The sequence below is a fragment of the Stutzerimonas sp. R40042 genome (assembly GCF_026642215.1).
GTDB lineage: Bacteria > Pseudomonadota > Gammaproteobacteria > Pseudomonadales > Pseudomonadaceae > Stutzerimonas > Stutzerimonas frequens.
The window spans coordinates 1,268,049-1,284,662 of the sequence record NZ_CP113258.1 but is presented as its reverse complement, the minus strand read 5'-3'; the positions used below and the strand labels follow the sequence as shown (position 1 = coordinate 1,284,662).

General features: G+C 64.6%; 12 protein-coding genes. 3 read left to right on the top strand and 9 right to left on the bottom strand.

From position 1 onward, the window contains the following. Positions 1-120 precede the first annotated feature (120 nt). On the top strand, positions 121-1,029 hold the full coding sequence (locus OUY36_RS06055; RefSeq protein WP_267937170.1) for a LysR family transcriptional regulator: 909 nt from the start codon (positions 121-123) through the stop codon (positions 1,027-1,029). A 360-nt stretch (positions 1,030-1,389) separates the two neighbouring features. On the opposite strand, the gene pcaD is transcribed toward OUY36_RS06055, so the two are convergent. The 5 genes from pcaD to OUY36_RS06030 all read right to left on the bottom strand — a co-directional run bounded on the left by pcaD (position 1,390) and on the right by OUY36_RS06030 (position 6,283). Further along, the gene (gene pcaD / locus OUY36_RS06050) at positions 1,390-2,178 is read right to left on the bottom strand and encodes a 3-oxoadipate enol-lactonase (protein ID WP_230725402.1); all 789 of its coding nucleotides are present in this window, start codon (positions 2,176-2,178) and stop codon (positions 1,390-1,392) included. Between the two features lie 246 nt (positions 2,179-2,424). Further along, the gene (gene pcaF, locus OUY36_RS06045) at positions 2,425-3,630 is read right to left on the bottom strand and encodes a 3-oxoadipyl-CoA thiolase (protein ID WP_267937168.1); all 1,206 of its coding nucleotides are present in this window, start codon (positions 3,628-3,630) and stop codon (positions 2,425-2,427) included. Next, positions 3,627-4,409, bottom strand: coding sequence for a CoA-transferase subunit beta (locus tag OUY36_RS06040; RefSeq protein WP_267937167.1), 783 nt, complete (start codon positions 4,407-4,409; stop codon positions 3,627-3,629). The genes pcaF and OUY36_RS06040 overlap by 4 nt, the downstream gene beginning before the upstream one ends. Further along, positions 4,409-5,266, bottom strand: coding sequence for a CoA transferase subunit A (locus OUY36_RS06035; protein WP_133456053.1), 858 nt, complete (start codon positions 5,264-5,266; stop codon positions 4,409-4,411). Before OUY36_RS06035 ends, OUY36_RS06040 begins: the two co-directional genes overlap by 1 nt. A gap of 174 nt (positions 5,267-5,440) precedes the next feature. Then, positions 5,441-6,283, bottom strand: coding sequence for an IclR family transcriptional regulator domain-containing protein (locus tag OUY36_RS06030; protein ID WP_200594525.1), 843 nt, complete (start codon positions 6,281-6,283; stop codon positions 5,441-5,443). 165 nt (positions 6,284-6,448) lie between these two features. Between OUY36_RS06030 and OUY36_RS06025 the strand changes: the two genes are divergently transcribed. Next, positions 6,449-7,264, top strand: a complete 816-nt coding sequence (locus tag OUY36_RS06025; RefSeq protein ID WP_267937166.1) for a DUF1206 domain-containing protein — start codon at positions 6,449-6,451, stop codon at positions 7,262-7,264. A gap of 160 nt (positions 7,265-7,424) precedes the next feature. Here OUY36_RS06025 and putP (OUY36_RS06020) read toward each other — a convergent pair whose 3' ends face one another. Both putP (OUY36_RS06020) and OUY36_RS06015 read right to left on the bottom strand, forming a co-directional pair. Continuing rightward, positions 7,425-8,909, bottom strand: coding sequence for a sodium/proline symporter PutP (putP, locus tag OUY36_RS06020; protein WP_063541177.1), 1,485 nt, complete (start codon positions 8,907-8,909; stop codon positions 7,425-7,427). A 193-nt stretch (positions 8,910-9,102) separates the two neighbouring features. Then, complete coding sequence (locus OUY36_RS06015) at positions 9,103-11,124, bottom strand: TonB-dependent receptor (protein WP_267937164.1); 2,022 nt, start codon at positions 11,122-11,124, stop codon at positions 9,103-9,105. A gap of 227 nt (positions 11,125-11,351) precedes the next feature. Here OUY36_RS06015 and OUY36_RS06010 point away from each other — a divergent pair, with 227 nt between their 5' ends. Then, on the top strand, positions 11,352-11,576 hold the full coding sequence (locus OUY36_RS06010) for a DUF3203 family protein (protein WP_014819536.1): 225 nt from the start codon (positions 11,352-11,354) through the stop codon (positions 11,574-11,576). Positions 11,577-11,712: 136 nt separating this feature from the next. Here OUY36_RS06010 and putP (OUY36_RS06005) read toward each other — a convergent pair whose 3' ends face one another. Together putP (OUY36_RS06005) and putA are read right to left on the bottom strand one after the other, a co-directional pair. After that, positions 11,713-13,197 (bottom strand): sodium/proline symporter PutP, encoded by a 1,485-nt coding sequence (gene putP, locus OUY36_RS06005; protein ID WP_044315210.1) that lies wholly within the window; start codon positions 13,195-13,197, stop codon positions 11,713-11,715. 244 nt (positions 13,198-13,441) lie between these two features. Beyond that, positions 13,442-16,603 carry a bifunctional proline dehydrogenase/L-glutamate gamma-semialdehyde dehydrogenase PutA gene (gene putA, locus OUY36_RS06000; RefSeq protein ID WP_267937163.1) on the bottom strand — a complete coding sequence of 1,054 codons (3,162 nt, stop codon included), beginning with the start codon at positions 16,601-16,603 and terminating at the stop codon, positions 13,442-13,444. Positions 16,604-16,614 lie beyond the last annotated feature (11 nt).

The window sequence follows — 16,614 nt, the reverse complement described above, 5'->3', positions numbered from 1 at the left end:
CCTGTTCCGAGCGGGCATGAGGCTTTGACGCGATGCCATCAAAGGGGGTGCTGACGGGATGCGGATGGAGGTGATGGCGCCGGATAGGCCGAACCAGAAGAAGACGGACAGGAGGCGGCCTTGGATTTCAGATTGCTGCGTTACTTCGTTGCAGTTGCAGAAGAACTGCATCTGGCCCGTGCAGCAGAGCGCCTGGGCATCGAGCAATCGCCTGTGTCGCGTGCGATGCGCGACCTGGAAAACCAGCTTGGCGTGCAGTTGTTCGACCGCAGCACACGCCTGACGCGGCTGACCTGGGCCGGCCAGGTGTTCCTCGGCGAATGCCGGCGCGTGCAGGCCACCGTCGAGCAGGCAGTCAAAAGCGCCAAGGCGGCGGCGCAGGGCTACCAGGGTTATCTGCGCATCGCCATCTGCGACAGCCTAGCGCAACCCCGCATCGCCACCTTGCTGGCACGCAGCCGCGAGGATGAGCCCGAGCTGGAGATTCGCGTCGTCGAGCTGCCGTTCGCACAGCAGCTCAAGGTGCTGCACAACGATCTGCTGGACATCGGCTTTGCGTTGTCAAACGCGGTGCATGATGGCCTCGTCGCCGAGCCAGTGTGGACCGACCCGCTGTCGGTGATCCTGCCCGCACGCCATCCCTTGCTGGCACACGTGCAGGTGCCGCTGGCCGAAGCCCTGAAGTTCCCGCTGGTTCTGTGCCATCCCGAATCGGGATCGGGCTGCCGCCATCAGATTCAAGCGATGCTGCAGGACGCGGGCGCGCCACTCAAGCTGGTCGATGAAGTGACCAGCCTAGGCGTGATGCTGACTCTGGTCGGCGCCGGCTACGGCATCGGCTTCGCCATCGCCTCGCAAGTGCAGACGCTACAGCGCCCGGACATCTCCATTCGTCCCTTAGCCGGCACCCCACCGATGCTCTCTACCTACCTGCTGCGCCGCCAGGGCGAACCCTCGGAGCCCATGAAGCGCTTCATCGAGCGGGTGAAGGACGGGGCCGCGCCGGTCGACGATGAGCCAATCCTTTGAAGACATAGCTCACCTGTCCGTTGCGACCTGTGGCGTGATGTGTCAGTAGACAGATAAACTTCCGGATGAAATCCGCTGCTCTGGCTGTTGGTAGATGTGCTTGGTTCGCTTTGGATCACTCGCAACGGCCTGTGTTGACCAGGCCGAAGACTTGAGTCCACAATCGAGTCCATTCCGTGACGCTTGGATCGGAAAAGACGTTCGCAATAAACGAGTTAGCGACCGGGAGCTGTTCCCTTCGCCCGCTCCAATCTTTAAGGCCCTGCTTACGCGCGGGGCCTTTCATTTGCGGCCGAGCAACCTGCTGATGGTTCGCCTTCTGCCAGGTTTCATGCCTTTGTCGACAAACCACCATTGCTCTCAGCCGCGCAGAAACGTCAGCACTCGCTGCGTGAACGCGTCGCCCGCCTCTACGTTGGCCAGATGAGCTGCTTCGAAGGCAACCAGTTCGGCGGCGGGGATATTGGCCTGGATGAATTGGCCATGCTCGACAGTTGTCACCGGGTCCTTGGCGCCACAAACAACCAAGGTTGGGGCCTTGATCGCGCCCAGCTGCGTGCGATAGTCGGCATCGCGAACAGCCGCACAGTTGGCGGCGTAGCCGTCTGGTGAGGTGCTGGCGATCATCTCGGTGATGCGTGCCACAGCCGCCGGGTTCGCCTCGGCGAAGCCAGCCGTGAACCAGCGGGCAATGGATGCATCCCGCATGTCCCGCATGGCCTGCTCACGGCCAGCCAGAACGCTATTGATGCGGGTGTTCCATACTTCGTCGGTACCGATCTTTGCTCCGGTATTGCACAGAACCAGCCGTTGCAGGCGGTCGCCGGCATGGATTCCAAGCCACTGACCGATCAGTCCGCCCATGGATAGGCCGCAGAAGGAAAAGCGCTCGATACCTAGCGCATCGAGCAGGGCCAGCACGTCCGCTCCCAGCTGTTCGATACTGTAGGGCCCCTCGGTGACACTCGAATCGCCGTGGCCGCGCGTATCGTAGCGCAGCACGTGAAAGTGCTCGGCAAATGCCGGGACCTGGTCGTCCCACATATGAAGATCCGTGCCCAGGGAGTTGGACAGCACCAGCACCGGCGCGCCTTCCGGACCATCGAAACGGTATTTCAGGCTGGCGTCAGCCAGCTTTACGATCGGCATGCTCGTTCTCACTCGTTCAGTGCCCGGCCAAGCCCTACCTGCAGAAGGCTTTCCGGAATCGTTGTTCGTTGCCGGTGGCTCCTTAAGCCCCGACATGCAAAGCTCAGCGCCTGCACATCACCGGGCGGAACCACGTCGGCACTGTCCTTCGTCACCGCAACGTGGGCTAGGCTCCACCGTTTTCCACGCTACGGCGCCTGCGTCTTCATAGGGTGAACAACCACGTCAGCGGGTTCACCACAGTGGTCATACCCTTTCGACCACCAGCGCCAACCCCTGTCCAACGCCAACGCACATGGTTGCCAGGCCGAGCTTACCGCCGGACTTCTCCAGCTGATGGACCGTAGTCAGCACCAGGCGCGCGCCGCTCATGCCTAGCGGATGGCCGAGGGCGATGGCGCCGCCGTTGGGGTTTACGCGGGCATCGTCGTCGGCCAGGCCGAGGTCGCGGGTCACCGCCAGCCCTTGGGCGGCGAAGGCTTCGTTCAGTTCGATGACGGCGAAGTCACTGACCGCCAGCTTCAGCCGCTCGCACAGCTTCTTCACCGCCGGTACCGGGCCGTAACCCATTATGCGCGGAGCGACGCCGGCACTGGCCATGCCGAGCACCCGGGCGCGCGGCTTGAGGCCGTACTTCTGCACCGCCTCGGCGCTGGCGAGGATCATCGCCGCCGCGCCGTCGTTGACACCCGAGGCGTTGCCGGCGGTGACGGTCTTGTCCGGGCCGTTGACCGGCTTGAGCTTGGCCAGCGCTTCAGCGGTGGTGTCGGCACGCGGGTGCTCGTCAGTATCGACGATCGTTTCGCCCTTCTTGCCCTTGATCACCACCGGGACGATTTCCTCGGCGAAGAAGCCGGCCTGCTGGGCGGCGGCGGTGCGCTGCTGGCTGCGCAGGGCGAAGGCGTCCTGATCCTCGCGGTTGATCTGCCACTCGTCGGCGACGTTGTCGGCGGTCTGCGGCATCGCGTCGACGCCGTACAGCTCCTTCATTTTCGGATTGATGAAACGCCAACCGATGGTGGTGTCCTCGATCTTCTGGGTGCGGCCGAACGCCGTGTCGGCCTTGCCCATCACATAGGGCGCGCGGGACATCGACTCGACGCCGCCGGCAATGGCCAACTCCAGCTCACCGCTGGCGATGGCGCGGAAGGCAGTGCCCACCGCGTCCATGCCCGATGCGCAGAGACGGTTGAGGGTCACGCCCGGCACTGTCTCCGGCAGCCCGGCGAGCAGCGCGGCCATGCGCGCGACATTGCGGTTATCCTCGCCGGCCTGGTTGGCGCTGCCCATGAACACCTCTTCGACCGCCGCTGGATCGAGCCCAGGGTTGCGTTCGAGTAGCGCCTTGAGCGGAATCGCCGCCAGGTCGTCAGCCCGCACGCCAGCCAGCGCGCCGCCGAAGCGGCCGATGGGGGTGCGTACGGCATCACAGATGAATACGTCGCGACTCATTCCTCTCCTCCTTGCTGGCCGTGGGCAGCGGCTGTGCGGGCTTCCAGGGCGCGCAACGCTTCCAGTTCCTCGGCGCTAGGCGCTTCGGTAGTACCGAGCGTTTCGGCGAAGCGGATCGCCCAGCCGGTGTTCTCCACCACCTGCTCGCGGGTCACGCCCGGGTGCAGCGCAGTGACGATGAACTCATTGGTGCCGGCTTCCGGCTCCATGATGCACAGGTCGGTGATGATCGCCACAGGGCCCTTGCCGGGCAGGCCCAGCTGCTTGCGATGTTCACCGCCCTCGCCGAAACCAACGGAAGTGATGAAGGCAAGCCTGTCGACGAAGGTGCGATGCGACTGTTTGAGGATGATCAGCACTTCCTTGGCGCTGCCAGCAATCTCCGGCGCGCCGCCGGCACCTGGCAGGCGCACTTTCGGCTGGTGGTAGTCGCCGATCACCGTGGTGTTGATATTGCCGTACTTGTCCACCTGCGCCGCGCCGAGGAAGCCAACGTCGATACGCCCACCCTGCAACCAGTAGCGAAAGATCTCGCCAGTCGGTACCACGGTGTCGGCGGTCTCGGCCAGCTCGCCGTCACCGATGGACAGCGGCAGCACCGAAGGCTTGGCGCCGATCGGGCCGGATTCGTAGATCAACACAACCTCCGGCGCATGGGTCAGGCGGGCCAGGTTGGCAGCCTTGGACGGCAGGCCGATGCCGACGAAGCAGACACTGCCATTACCGAGGCGGCGGGCCGCGGCGACGGTCATCATTTCATTGGTGCTGTAGGCGCTCATCAGTTGGCCTCCTGCTGCTGGGCCAGCTTGCGCTGGAAGGCGGCGAAGTCTTCGGTGCCGCGAATATAGGTATCGATCCAGGTAGTGAACGCCTCGCGGTCGCGGGCGATCGGGTCCCAGGCCTGGTAGAAGCGGTTGTCCCGCTCGTAGTAACCGTGCGCGTAGGAAGGATGCGCGCCGCCCGGCACCAGGCAGACCGCAGTCAGCGCCCAGGTCGGCAGCACGCAGGCGTTCATCGGCGCGTTCAACTCGTCGACGATCTCCTCGACGGTAACGATGCAACGTTTGGCTGCCAGCGCGGCTTCCTTCTGCACCCCAAGAATGCCCTGGATCAGCACATTGCCCTTGCGGTCGGCCTTCTGCGCGTGGATCACGGTGACATCCGGGCGCACGCTCGGCACGGCCGCCAGCACCTCACCGGTGAAAGGACAGGTAACCGACTTGATCAGCGGGTTGACCTTCGGCAGATCGGAGCCGGCGTAGGCACGCAGCACGGCGAACGGCAGGCCGGACGCACCGGCCACATAGGCGTTGGCGAGATCGGCGTGGCTGTGTTCCTCGATCTCCAGCGCCTGCGGCCAGCCCTTCTCCACCGCATCACGCAGGCGGTGCAGCGAGCCGACGCCGGGGTTGCCGCCCCAGGAGAAGATCAGCTTCTTCGCGCAGCCGGCGCCGATCAGCAGGTCGTAGACCAAGTCCGGTGTCATCCGCACCAGGGTCAGGTCCTTGCGCCCCTGACGCACGATCTCGTGAGCCGCGGCGGTCGGAATGAGGTGGGTAAAGCCTTCCAGGGCGACCGTGTCGCCGTCATGAACGAAGCGCTCGACGGCTTCGCGAAGTGTGAGAAGTTCAGCCATGAGTCGGTCTCTAGTCTTCGGTGCGCAAACGTGCGCGTTGACGAAAACATTAACGACCACGGCAAGGCGTCACAATCCGATAATCGACATATCGTTCGATTACCGAACAACTTACGAAACGCGGTTTGCACCCAATGCGCGTGCATGGCGGGCACCGAAGCCTGCCACAACCAGTCAGTGGAATAGGCGGGTACTGAGTTCCCGGCTGGCCTCCAGCAGCACTGGCAGGAAACGGGTCTCCAGCTCCTGACGGGATACGCGACCGGCGTGGGTGCCGACATTGAGCGCTGCGAGCACCTGCCCGGCGGAATCCTTGAGCGGCACCGCCAAGGAGCGCAGCCCTACTTCCAGTTCCTGGTCGATGATGACCCAGCCCTGCCGGCGAATCTCCTTGATGCTCTCGCGCAGCGCTTCGGGGGTGTGCAAGGTGCGGCTCGTCTTGATCTGCAAATCGGCACGGTCGAGATACTCGTCCAACGCCGCATCATCCAGTGCCGCCAGCAGGATGCGGCCCATGGAGGTGCAGTACGCGGGCAGCCGGCTACCTACCGAAAGGTCCACTGAGATCAGCCGCTGCGGCGTCGCCGAGCGCGCCACATAGAGCACCTCGTCACCTTCCAGGGTCGCCATCGAACAGGCTTCATGGAGCTGTTCGCTGAGACGGTCGAGGATCGGCTGGGCAGTCACGGCCAGCGGCGTGGACGACAGATAGGCGTGGCCCAGTGTCAGTACCTTGGGCAGCAGCGAATAGGTGCGCCCGTCGGTGGTGACGTAGCCGAGTTTTATCAGCGTATGCAGGCAGCGGCGCACGGCGGCGCGGGGGATTTCGGTGCGATGGCTGATCTGCGCGATGGTCAGATGACGCTTGCGTTCCTGAAAGGCGTGGATCACTGCCAGACCGCGGGCCAGCGACGTCATGAAGTTCGGATCGCCGGTCAGCGCTTCGATGCGTTTGGCTGGCGAAGCGACGATGGGCGGTGCCATCGACGGAGAATGAGCACGCTGATCGTCGGTCATTGGCGTGAACCCTAGGCATGTAGTGGATGGGCGATTATCGACATGCAGGCCGATTATCGCCAGCCATGTGAGTGTAGCAACGGTCGAACCGAGCCGGCGCCCCGGCGTCTACTGACCAGGCCGCCTCATACGGCACCACACTCATGACACAACGGAGGACACTGGATGGACGTGACCCGCGGAGTGGTCTGGCTGGCACGCAGCGGTTACGCCGCGCGTGGCGTGGTCTACGTGATCGTCGGTTTTTTTGCGCTCATGGCGGCGCTGGGCGCGGGCGACACCGTGGATACCCGCGGCGCAGTACAACAACTGCTCGGGCAACCCTTCGGCGCGGTGCTGCTCTGGCTGGTGGTGATCGGCCTGCTGGCGCATGTGGCTTGGCGCCTGACCCAGGGCATTGGCGATACCGATCGACACGGTCACGATGCCAAGGGCCTGCTGGTACGCGCCGGCCTAGTCGGCAGCGGCGTGGTGAACCTGTTGCTTGCGCTGTTCACCCTGAGTCTGCTGGTGAGTGGTCTGGACCGTTTCACCGATGGCGGTGGTGGTTCAGGGAGTGGCAGCACCGACAGCCTGATGCGCCTGCTGGGCCTGGAACACTCACACTGGTTGATCTGGGCGATCGCGCTGATCCCGCTCGGCGTCGGCATCGCCCATCTGATCAAAGCCTGGCGCGCGCATTTCGAGCGCTACTTCCAGTGTGACGCGGGCACCATGCGCCTGGTTCGGCCTGTCTCGCGTATCGGCCTGGCTGCACGTGGCTGCGCCTTCCTAATCATCGCCGGCCTGCTGTTCATGGGCGGCAGCCGCTACGAACCGACCGACCCGCCGGGCCTCAAGGAAGCGCTGGAAGCACTGCAGGGCATGCCCGCCGGTGGCGTGCTGCTGCTGGCAATCGGCGTCGGCCTGCTGGCCTTCGCCCTCTACAGCTTCGCCGAAGCGCGCTGGCGGCGGATCGATTTGTCCGAGGTCATGGATTGAGTGGATTGCCGGTGGGCCGGGCTGGATCCTTACACCTTGAATTGGATCGACCGTAGCGGTGGGCTGAAGCCCACCCTACCAGGGGTCGCATGGCGGTTGTGCACGGCCGCTTTTTGTAGGTGGGCTTCAGCCCACCTCGAGCGCGCGCCCACTCCGGTCATCAACCGGCGTGGTAATCCGCGTCCGCTTCCTCGAAGCGCTTGACGATGCTGGCTGCCGGCTCGGCGCCCAGCTTGCTCACCACCACGATGGCAATACTGGCGAGGATGAAGCCCGGGATGATTTCGTACAGCCCCAGACCGATGAACTCCTTCCACACCACCACGGTGACCGCCCCCACCAGCATGCCGGCCAGCGCGCCGTTGCGCGTCATGCGCTTCCACAGCAGCGAGATCAATACCACCGGGCCGAACGCCGCGCCGAAGCCAGCCCAGGCGTAAGACACCAGACCGAGCACCTTGCTGTCGGGATTTGAAGCGATGCCGATGGCGATCAGCGCGATCAACAGCACCATGCCGCGACCGACCCAGACCAGTTCGGTCTGCGAGGCATTCTTGCGCAGCATCGCCTTGTAGAAGTCTTGGGTCAGCGCGCTGGAGCTGACCAGGAGCTGCGCACTGAGAGTACTCATCACCGCCGCAAGGACGCCGGAGAGGATGATGCCGGCGACCCAGGGGTTGAACAGGATCTTCACCAGTTCCATGAACACCCGCTCGCCGTTCTGGCTCACCGCACCGGCCTGCTCCGGGTGGTCGGCAAAGTAGGCGATGCCGAGGAAGCCCACCGCGACGGCGCCGGCCAGGGTCAGGATCATCCAGGTCATGCCGATGCGGCGGGCGTTGGGGATGGTCTTGATCGAGTCGGCGGCCATGAAGCGCACCAGGATGTGCGGCTGGCCGAAATAGCCCAGCCCCCAGGCCAGCAGCGAAATGATCGCGACGAAGGACAGCCCGCGGAACATGTCGAAGTTGGCCGGGTTCTGCGCTTCGATGGTGGCCATCACGGTGCCCATGTCACCGAGGGCGAGGATGACGAACACCGGCGTGATCAGCAGCGCGAAGATCATCAGCGTGGCCTGCACGGTGTCGGTCCAGCTCACCGCCAGGAAGCCGCCGATGAACACATAGAGGATGGTCGCCGCCGCGCCGACCCACAGCGCGTACTCGTAGGGCATGCCAAAGGTGGACTCGAACAGCCGCGCGCCGGCGACGACGCCCGAGGCGCAGTAGATGGTGAAGAACACCAGAATCACCAGCGCGGAGAAGATCCGCAGCATGCGGCTCTCGTCCTCGAAGCGGTGCGAGAAATAGTCCGGCAGGGTCAGCGCGTTGTGGTTGTGCTCGGTGTGCACGCGCAGGCGACCGGCGACGAACAGCCAGTTCAGCCAGGCGCCGATGATCAGGCCGATGGCGATCCAGCTTTCCGACAGGCCGGCGACGAAGATCGCGCCAGGCAGGCCCATCAGCAGCCAGCCGCTCATGTCGGAGGCACCGGCCGACAGCGCCGTGACGAAGCTGCCGAGGCTGCGCCCGCCGAGGATGTAGTCGGAGAAGTTCTTGGTGGCACGGTAGGCGATGAAACCGATCAGGATCATCGCGGCGATGTAGACCACGAAAGTGATCAGAGTGGGTGTGCTGACGTTCATGGGACTTGTTTTCCTTGTGTGTCCTTGACGCTACGCCCGCCGAGTCCGGCAGCGAAGTCATCGAGGAGCGCAAGGATAGCGCGTCGTCCGCGTGGCTGCGCGTGACTACCGGGTTTTGCAGGCACCTAGACGCCGCGCCAAACAAAAAAGGCCGGCAACCGGTGCCAGCCCTTTCTACGCGAACGCTGCGCGATCAGAACGCCAGGCGCACGCCTACGGTCAGGTTGCGACCGGGCAACAACACCTCATCCTTGATGAACGAAGTGTGCTGACGGGCCTTTTCGTTCAGCAGGTTGTTGGCCTTGAGATAGAGCAGGTAGTCGGTCTGACTCAGCGAGCCACTGTAGCCGAGGCTGGCACCGAGCATGTTGTAGCCACCGGTTTCGCTTTCGTAGTCGGCCAGTTCGTCCTGGCGCTGCACCCGATAGAACTCCAGTTGGCCGTTGAGTGCCGGGGTGAAGCCCTGGTCCAGTCGCACACCCAGGCGATCGGCCGGAATGCGCGGCAGATCGCCGCCGCCGTCGCGCAACTTGCCGCGCACGTGGTCGCCGAACAGAGTGAACGCGGTGGCGTCGGTGGCCTGGAAGCGCACCTCCCCTTCCGCCCCGGTGAGCACGGCGTACTGCTGGCGGTATTCGATCTCGCGGTAGCCGCCGCCGATGTCGTTGCCGGTGTCGGCGGCATAGATGAAGTCATCCACCTCGTTGCGGAAAACGCTCAGGCTGAAGGTCGTGCGGCCGGCGAACTTGCGCAGGGTGATCTCGGCGTTGTGTGAGGTTTCCTCTTCCAGGTCGACATTGCCCAACTCAACGGTGCGGGTCGCGGCATGCGGGCCGTTGGCGTAGAGCTCCTCGGCACTGGGCAGGCGTTGCGAGCGCGTCAGCGAGAAGCCCAACGAGTACTGCGGAGCGAAGGTCCAGACCGTACCGGCGGACATCGAGGTGCCGCTGTGATCGGTATCCGGGCGGCCATCGGCATCGATGTCCTGCCATTCGTGGCGCAGGCCGAGTTCGTAGCGCCAGGCGCCGGCAGTGTATTCCTCGAGCAGGAACAAGCCGTGGTTGCGGGTCAGGGTCTGCGGCACGTAGGCCTCTTCGCCGAGGGCTTCGAAGTCGCGCCGCAGGGTCTGCGCGCCGACCACACCGCGCCAGCCGAACAGCGGCTGATGGGTCAGCTCCAGGCGGGCATCGGTGGCATCGTTGTTGAAACGGGTGCCCACTTCCCCGCCTTCGATCTCCTTGTGCTGATAGTCGCTGTGGCCGACACGCAGCCGCGCCAGTTCGAAGCCCGGCAGCGGATCGCTCAGCTCGCCGCGCAGATCCCAGCGCTTGTGGCGCATGTCGACATAAGGCACGCTGCCATGTTCGTCATGATCATGGTCGTCGTCATCGTCGTGATCATCATGGCCGCCGCAGTGCCAGTCGCTGCCGTGGGTGTGGCAATCGGCGTGCTCATGGGCCAGCAACCCGTAGCGGTTGTTCTGCTCACCGTAGGCGGCGCCGATGTAGCCGCGCTCGCCGATGAAGCTGGCGCCCAGGTTGAAGCTGTCGGTGTCGTTGTAGGAACCTTCCTGCTTGTCCGGCGAACCGGGGATTTCATAGGGGTCGGCCTGGCGCTTGGTGCCCTCGGCGCGGACGGCGAAGTTGCCGCTGCCGGCAGTGATACCGAACACCCCGGCACCTTCGTTGGCGACGCTGTTGGTGCGTAGCTCCAGCTCGCCTTCGTAGCCCTTCTCCGGCACGTGGGTGGGGATCTTCTTGTCGATCACGTTGACTACGCCGCCGATGGCGCCGCCACCGTAGAGCAGGGTCGCCGGGCCCTTGAGCACCTCGATGCGCTCGGCCAGCAACGGCTCGCTGGTCACCGCGTGGTCGGGGCTGATGGTCGAAGCGTCGAGCAGTTCGACGCCATCGCTCAGCACCTTGACCCGTGCGCCATCCAACCCGCGAATAACCGGGCGCGCCGCACCGGCGCCAAAGCTGCTGGAGCGTACGCCAGGCTGGCTTTCCAGCGTTTCACCCAGCGTCGCCTCGCGACGCAGCACCAGTTCATCGCCCTCCATCACGGCAGCCGGCGTGGTCATCTCATGGCTCTGCTTGGCCAGGCCGCTGGCGCTGACCACGACGGATTGCAGTTCGACCGGCTCGGCGGCCCAGGCAGCCGGAACCAGAGCCAGGCTGATCGCCCAGGCCAGGGGATGACGCTTAAGTTTCATGTGACTCTCCAGACAGTGGCGGTTGCCTTCCGAGGCAACCGAAGACGGCTGTACGCCGGCATCCGGTAGCGATGCCAGCTTCGCGGGGCGAGAATCTAACATGTTATATCATAACGTTTAAGCCTGTTTTTCCAGTAACAGGCACAACGGATGCACCCTGTTTGTGGTCGACATGGAAACGCCGGGCGAACCGCGCGCGGCTTTTGCACCGCTTCGGGAGAGAGATCATGACCGTAGACATCGACACCACCACCGGCACCTGCGCCGTGGTCATCAACGGCAACACGCACCGCAGCGCCCTGATGGACGTGCGCATCACCACCGATCCCCAGGCACGCATGTCAGTGATGAACATCGACGGCACCAGCATCCATGTGCCGGAAGACGAAGCCGAACATCTGATCGCCGCGGGCGCGGTGGATGACCGATCCAATCTGGTTGCGGACGACTGAATCTGCGGCAGAAATGCAAAACCCCGGCTAGCCGGGGTTTTTTGTAGGTGATCGCAGCAAAATCCTCTGCAGCCTTTGGAAGTGCGCCCCGCTTCGAATTCAGCTTTCGAGCCGGGGCGACACTCCGACACTGGTCCTAGCCGGCGTGATAATCCGCGTCGGCTTCCTCGAAGCGCTTGACGATGCTCGGGGCCGGCTCGGCGCCCATCTTGCTCACCACATAGATGGCGATGCTGGCGAGGATGAAGCCCGGGATGATTTCGTACAGACCCAGGCCGATGAACTCTTTCCACACCACCACCGTGACGGCGCCGACCAGCATGCCGGCCAGCGCGCCGTTGCGGGTCATGCGCTTCCACAGCAGCGAGATCAGCACTACCGGACCGAACGCCGCGCCGAAACCGGCCCAGGCGTAGGACACCAGACCCAGCACCTTGCTGTCGGGGTTGGAGGCGATGCCGATGGCGACCAGCGCGATCAGCAGCACCATCGCCCGGCCGACCCAGACCAGCTCGGTCTGCGAGGCGCTCTTGCGCAGCATGGCCTTGTAGAAGTCCTGGGTCAGGGCGCTGGAGCTGACCAGCAGCTGCGCACTGAGGGTACTCATCACGGCAGCGAGGACGCCGGAGAGGATGATGCCGGCGACCCACGGGTTGAACAGGATCTTCACCAACTCGAGGAAAACACGCTCACCATTCTGGCTAACCGGCCCGGCCAGTTCCGGGTGTCCGGCGAAGTAGGCGATACCGAAGAAGCCCACCGCCACGGCACCGGCCAGCGTCAGGATCATCCAGGCCATGCCGATGCGGCGGGCGTTTGGAATGGTCTTGATCGAGTCGGCGGCCATGAAGCGCACCAGGATGTGCGGCTGGCCGAAGTAGCCCAGGCCCCAGGCCAGCAGCGAGATGATCGCGACGAAGGAAAGCCCGCTGAACATGTCGAACGCGGCCGGATTCTGCGTGGCGATGGTGTCCATCGCGGCGCCCATGTCGCCCAGGGCGAGGATGACGAACACTGGGGTGATCAGCAGCGCGAAGATCATCAGCGTCGCCTGTACGGTGTCGGTCCAGCTCACCGCGAGGAAGCCACCGATGAACACATAGAGGATGGTCGCCGCGGCACCGATCCACAGTGCGTATTCGTACGGCACGCCGAAGCTGCTCTCGAACAGCCGCGCGCCGGCGACCACGCCCGAGGCGCAATAGATGGTGAAGAACACCAGAATCACCAGCGCGGAGAAGATCCGCAGCATGCGGCTCTCGTCCTCGAAGCGATGCGAGAAGTAATCCGGCAGCGTCAGCGCGTTGTGGTTGTGCTCGGTGTGCACGCGCAGGCGACCGGCGACGAACAGCCAGTTCAACCAGGCGCCAACGATCAGGCCGATGGCGATCCAGCTTTCCGAGAGGCCGGCGACGAAGATCGCACCGGGCAGGCCCATCAGCAGCCAGCCGCTCATGTCCGAGGCACCAGCCGACAGCGCAGTGACAAAGCTGCCGAGGCTGCGGCCGCCGAGGATGTAGTCGTCGAAGTTCTTGGTGGCGCGGTAAGCGACGAAACCGATCAGGATCATCGCCGCGATGTAGATCAGAAAGGTGATCAGCGTGGGTGTACTGATGCTCATGTGTGTCCCTCGTTAGTTGTTGTTCGGCACAACGCGAGCGGACCCACGCGGCACCTTGGCAGAGGGCGATAGCGAAAAGGCCATCACCTGTGACAGGCCCAACCGGGCCCGTCAGTGGCGGAAGAGCGTCCGCCAACTGTCCAATTGTTGTTGTGTTCCGGCTGCCAGAGCGGCCGGGAGGTTTAGCGTGATGCGCCAGGTGAACGACCAAGGCCATTCACCCGGTGGTACAGCGTGAATGCGTTCAGTCGTCTCCGAGCGAAAGCAGCGAGGCGTTGCCGCCCACCGCAGTGGTGTTGGTGGAGGTGGTCCGCTCGTTGGCGAAGCGCAGCACATAGCTGGGGCCGCCCGCCTTCGGACCGGTGCCCGACAGACCGCAGCCGCCGAACGGCTGCACGCCGACCACGGCACCAATCTGGTTGCGATTGACGTAGAGGTTGCCGACCCGCGCCAGTTGCTCGATGCGCTCGGCGGTTTCCTCGTTGCGGCTGTGTACGCCGAGGGTCAGGCCGTAGCCGGTGCCGTTGATCGCCGCGACGACCTTCTCCAGGTCCGCCGCGTCGTAGCGCACCACGTGCAGCACCGGGCCGAACTGCTCCTTCTTGAGCTGATGAATGCCGTCGATCTCGAAGGCCACCGGCGCCACGAAATGACCATTCAGACCAGCCGGCAATGTCGCCTCGGCGATCAGTCGCCCTTCGCTCTTGAGCTGCTGGATATGCGCTAGCAGGCCTTCGCGAGCTTCCTGGTCGATCACCGGGCCGATGTCGTTCTCGCGCAGATGTGTCGGGCCGACTCTGAGCTCGGCCATGGCGCCCTTGAGCAACTCGATCACACGATCGGCGATATCACGCTGCACATAGAGCACGCGCAACGCCGAGCAACGCTGGCCGGCGCTGGTGAAGGCGGAACCGACGGCATCCTTGATCACCTGCTCGGGCAGCGCGGTGGAGTCGACGATCATCGCGTTCTGCCCGCCGGTCTCGGCGATCAGTGTGGCGATCGGCCCTTCCTTCTCGGCCAGCTGGCGATTGATGATGCGTGCCGTGTCGGTGGAACCGGTGAAGCACACGCCGACCACCCGCGGATCGCGACAGAACACGCCGCCCAGGGTGGCGCCATCGCCCGGCAGGAAGGCGATCGCCTCCTTCGGCAGACCGGCTTCGAACATCAGCTCAAGCGCACGCGCAGCGATGAGGCTGGTCTGCTCGGCCGGCTTGGCCAGCACGGTGTTGCCGGCCACCAGCGCGGCGGTGATCTGGCCGAGGTAGATCGCCAGCGGGAAATTCCACGGGCTGACGCAGACGAACACACCGCGGCCTTCATGGAACAGCTCGTTGCGCTCGCCGGTCGGGCCTTTCAGCTCTTCGCGGCCAAGCTTCTGCCGCGCCTGCTGTGCGTAGTAACGGCAGAAATCCACCGCCTCGCGTACTTCGTCGATACCGTCCTGCAGCGACTTGCCGGCTTCCACGGTGCACAGCGCCATCAGCTCGGCGCGGTGCAGCTCCAGCAGATCACCCAGACGCTCCAGCACGGCGGCACGGGCTTCCACCGGCGTGGCATTCCAGCTCGGCCAGTAAGCCGCCAGGCGATCGACGGCCTGGCGCGCCTGCTCGGCGCTGGCGAACTGGGCCTGGCCAACAACCTTGGCCAGGTCATAGGGGCAACGCACCTCGGACGGCGTACCGGCGAGCCTCTGCCCGCTGATGACCGGCGCAGCCTGCCACTGGCGCTCGAGGAAAGGTTGGTAGGCGCTGGCCAGGTCGTTCCATTGGTTCTGGATATTCATGTTGATCCCTTGGGAGTTCTTGCGATTGCCGAACAGCGCCGGCGGCAGCGGAATGCGGGGGTTGCCCAGTGCAGCGAACTTGCGCAGCTGGCTCACCGGATGATCGATCAGCGATTCGACCGGGACGCGCGGGTCGACCAGCTGGTGGACGAACGACGAGTTGGCACCGTTCTCCAGCAGGCGCCGCACCAGATAGGGCAGCAGGTCCTTGTGGGCGCCGACCGGGGCGTAGATCCGTACGTTGCGGGCGTACTTCTCGATCACCGTGTCGTACAAGGCATCGCCCATGCCGTGCAGGCGCTGGAACTCGAACTCGCGCGGCTGCGAGGTTTCCTCGGCCATGGCCAGGATGCAGCTGACGGTGTGCGCGTTGTGGCTGGCGAACTGCGGGTAGATCACCCCACGGGTGTGTTCGGACAACAGGTAGCGCGCGCAGGCGAGGTAGGAGGTATCGGTACCTTCTTTGCGGGTATAGACGGGGTAGCCGTCCAGGCCCTGGACTTGGCACTGCTTGATCTCGCTGTCCCAGTAGGCGCCCTTCACCAGCCGCAGCGGAATGCGTTCGCCGAGCTCGCGACCGAGCAGCGTCAGCCAGACCAGCACCGGCAGGCAGCGCTTGGAGTAGGCCTGGATGACCAGGCCGAACTCACCCCAGCCGGCGATGGCCGGGTCGCGCAGGAGCTTTTCGTACAGTTCCAGCGACAGCTCGAGGCGGTCGGCCTCCTCGGCATCGATGGTGATCCCGACATTGCGCTGACGCGCCAGCACGGCCAGTTCGCGCACGCTGGCGAACAGCTCGGTGAGCACGCGTTCGCGCTGGGCGACTTCGTAACGTGGATGCAGCGCCGACAACTTGATCGACACCGACGGACGCGGGCCCTTGCCGACCTGCGGCTCGGCGCCGACGGTTTCCACGGCCTGACGGTAGTCGGCCATGTACTTGGCGGCGTCTTCGGCGGTCAGTGCCGCCTCACCGAGCATGTCGAAGGAATAGGTGTAGCCCTTCTCGCGCTCGGGACGGCCGTTCTTCAGCGCTTCGGCGATGGTCCGGCCAAGCACGAACTGCTTGCCCATCAGCTTCATCGCCTGATTCATCGCGCTGCGGATCACCGGCTCGCCGGAGCGTTTGAGCAGGCGGCCGATGACGTTCTTCGGCCGGCCGTCAGCGGTTTCCGGATCGACCACCTTGCCGGTCATCACCAGCCCCCAGGCGGCGAAGTTGACCAACACGTTGTCGCTCTGGCCGAGGTGACGCTCCCATTCGGCGGCGTTGAGCTTGTCGCGAATCAGCGCGTCAGCCGTGGCGGCATCCGGCACCCGCAGCAGCGCTTCGGCCAGGCACATCAGCATCAGCCCTTCCTGGGTGTCCAGGCTGTACTGGCGCAGCAGTGCATCGAGGGTGTCGACGGCATTGTCACGCCCGCGCACCGCCTCGATCAGGCTGCGCGCGCGCGCGCGAATGGCGGCAATACCCGCCTCGCCGGGATCGGCAAGCTGCAGCAGCTCGGTGAGATATTGCGCCTCGTCAACGGCGTAGTTGGCGCTGATGGCGGGAAAGAATTCCGCGGCTTTCTGGTTGGCGAAGGCGCCTTCCAGCACGTGACCGGCCTTGAACATGCGCCGCTCCT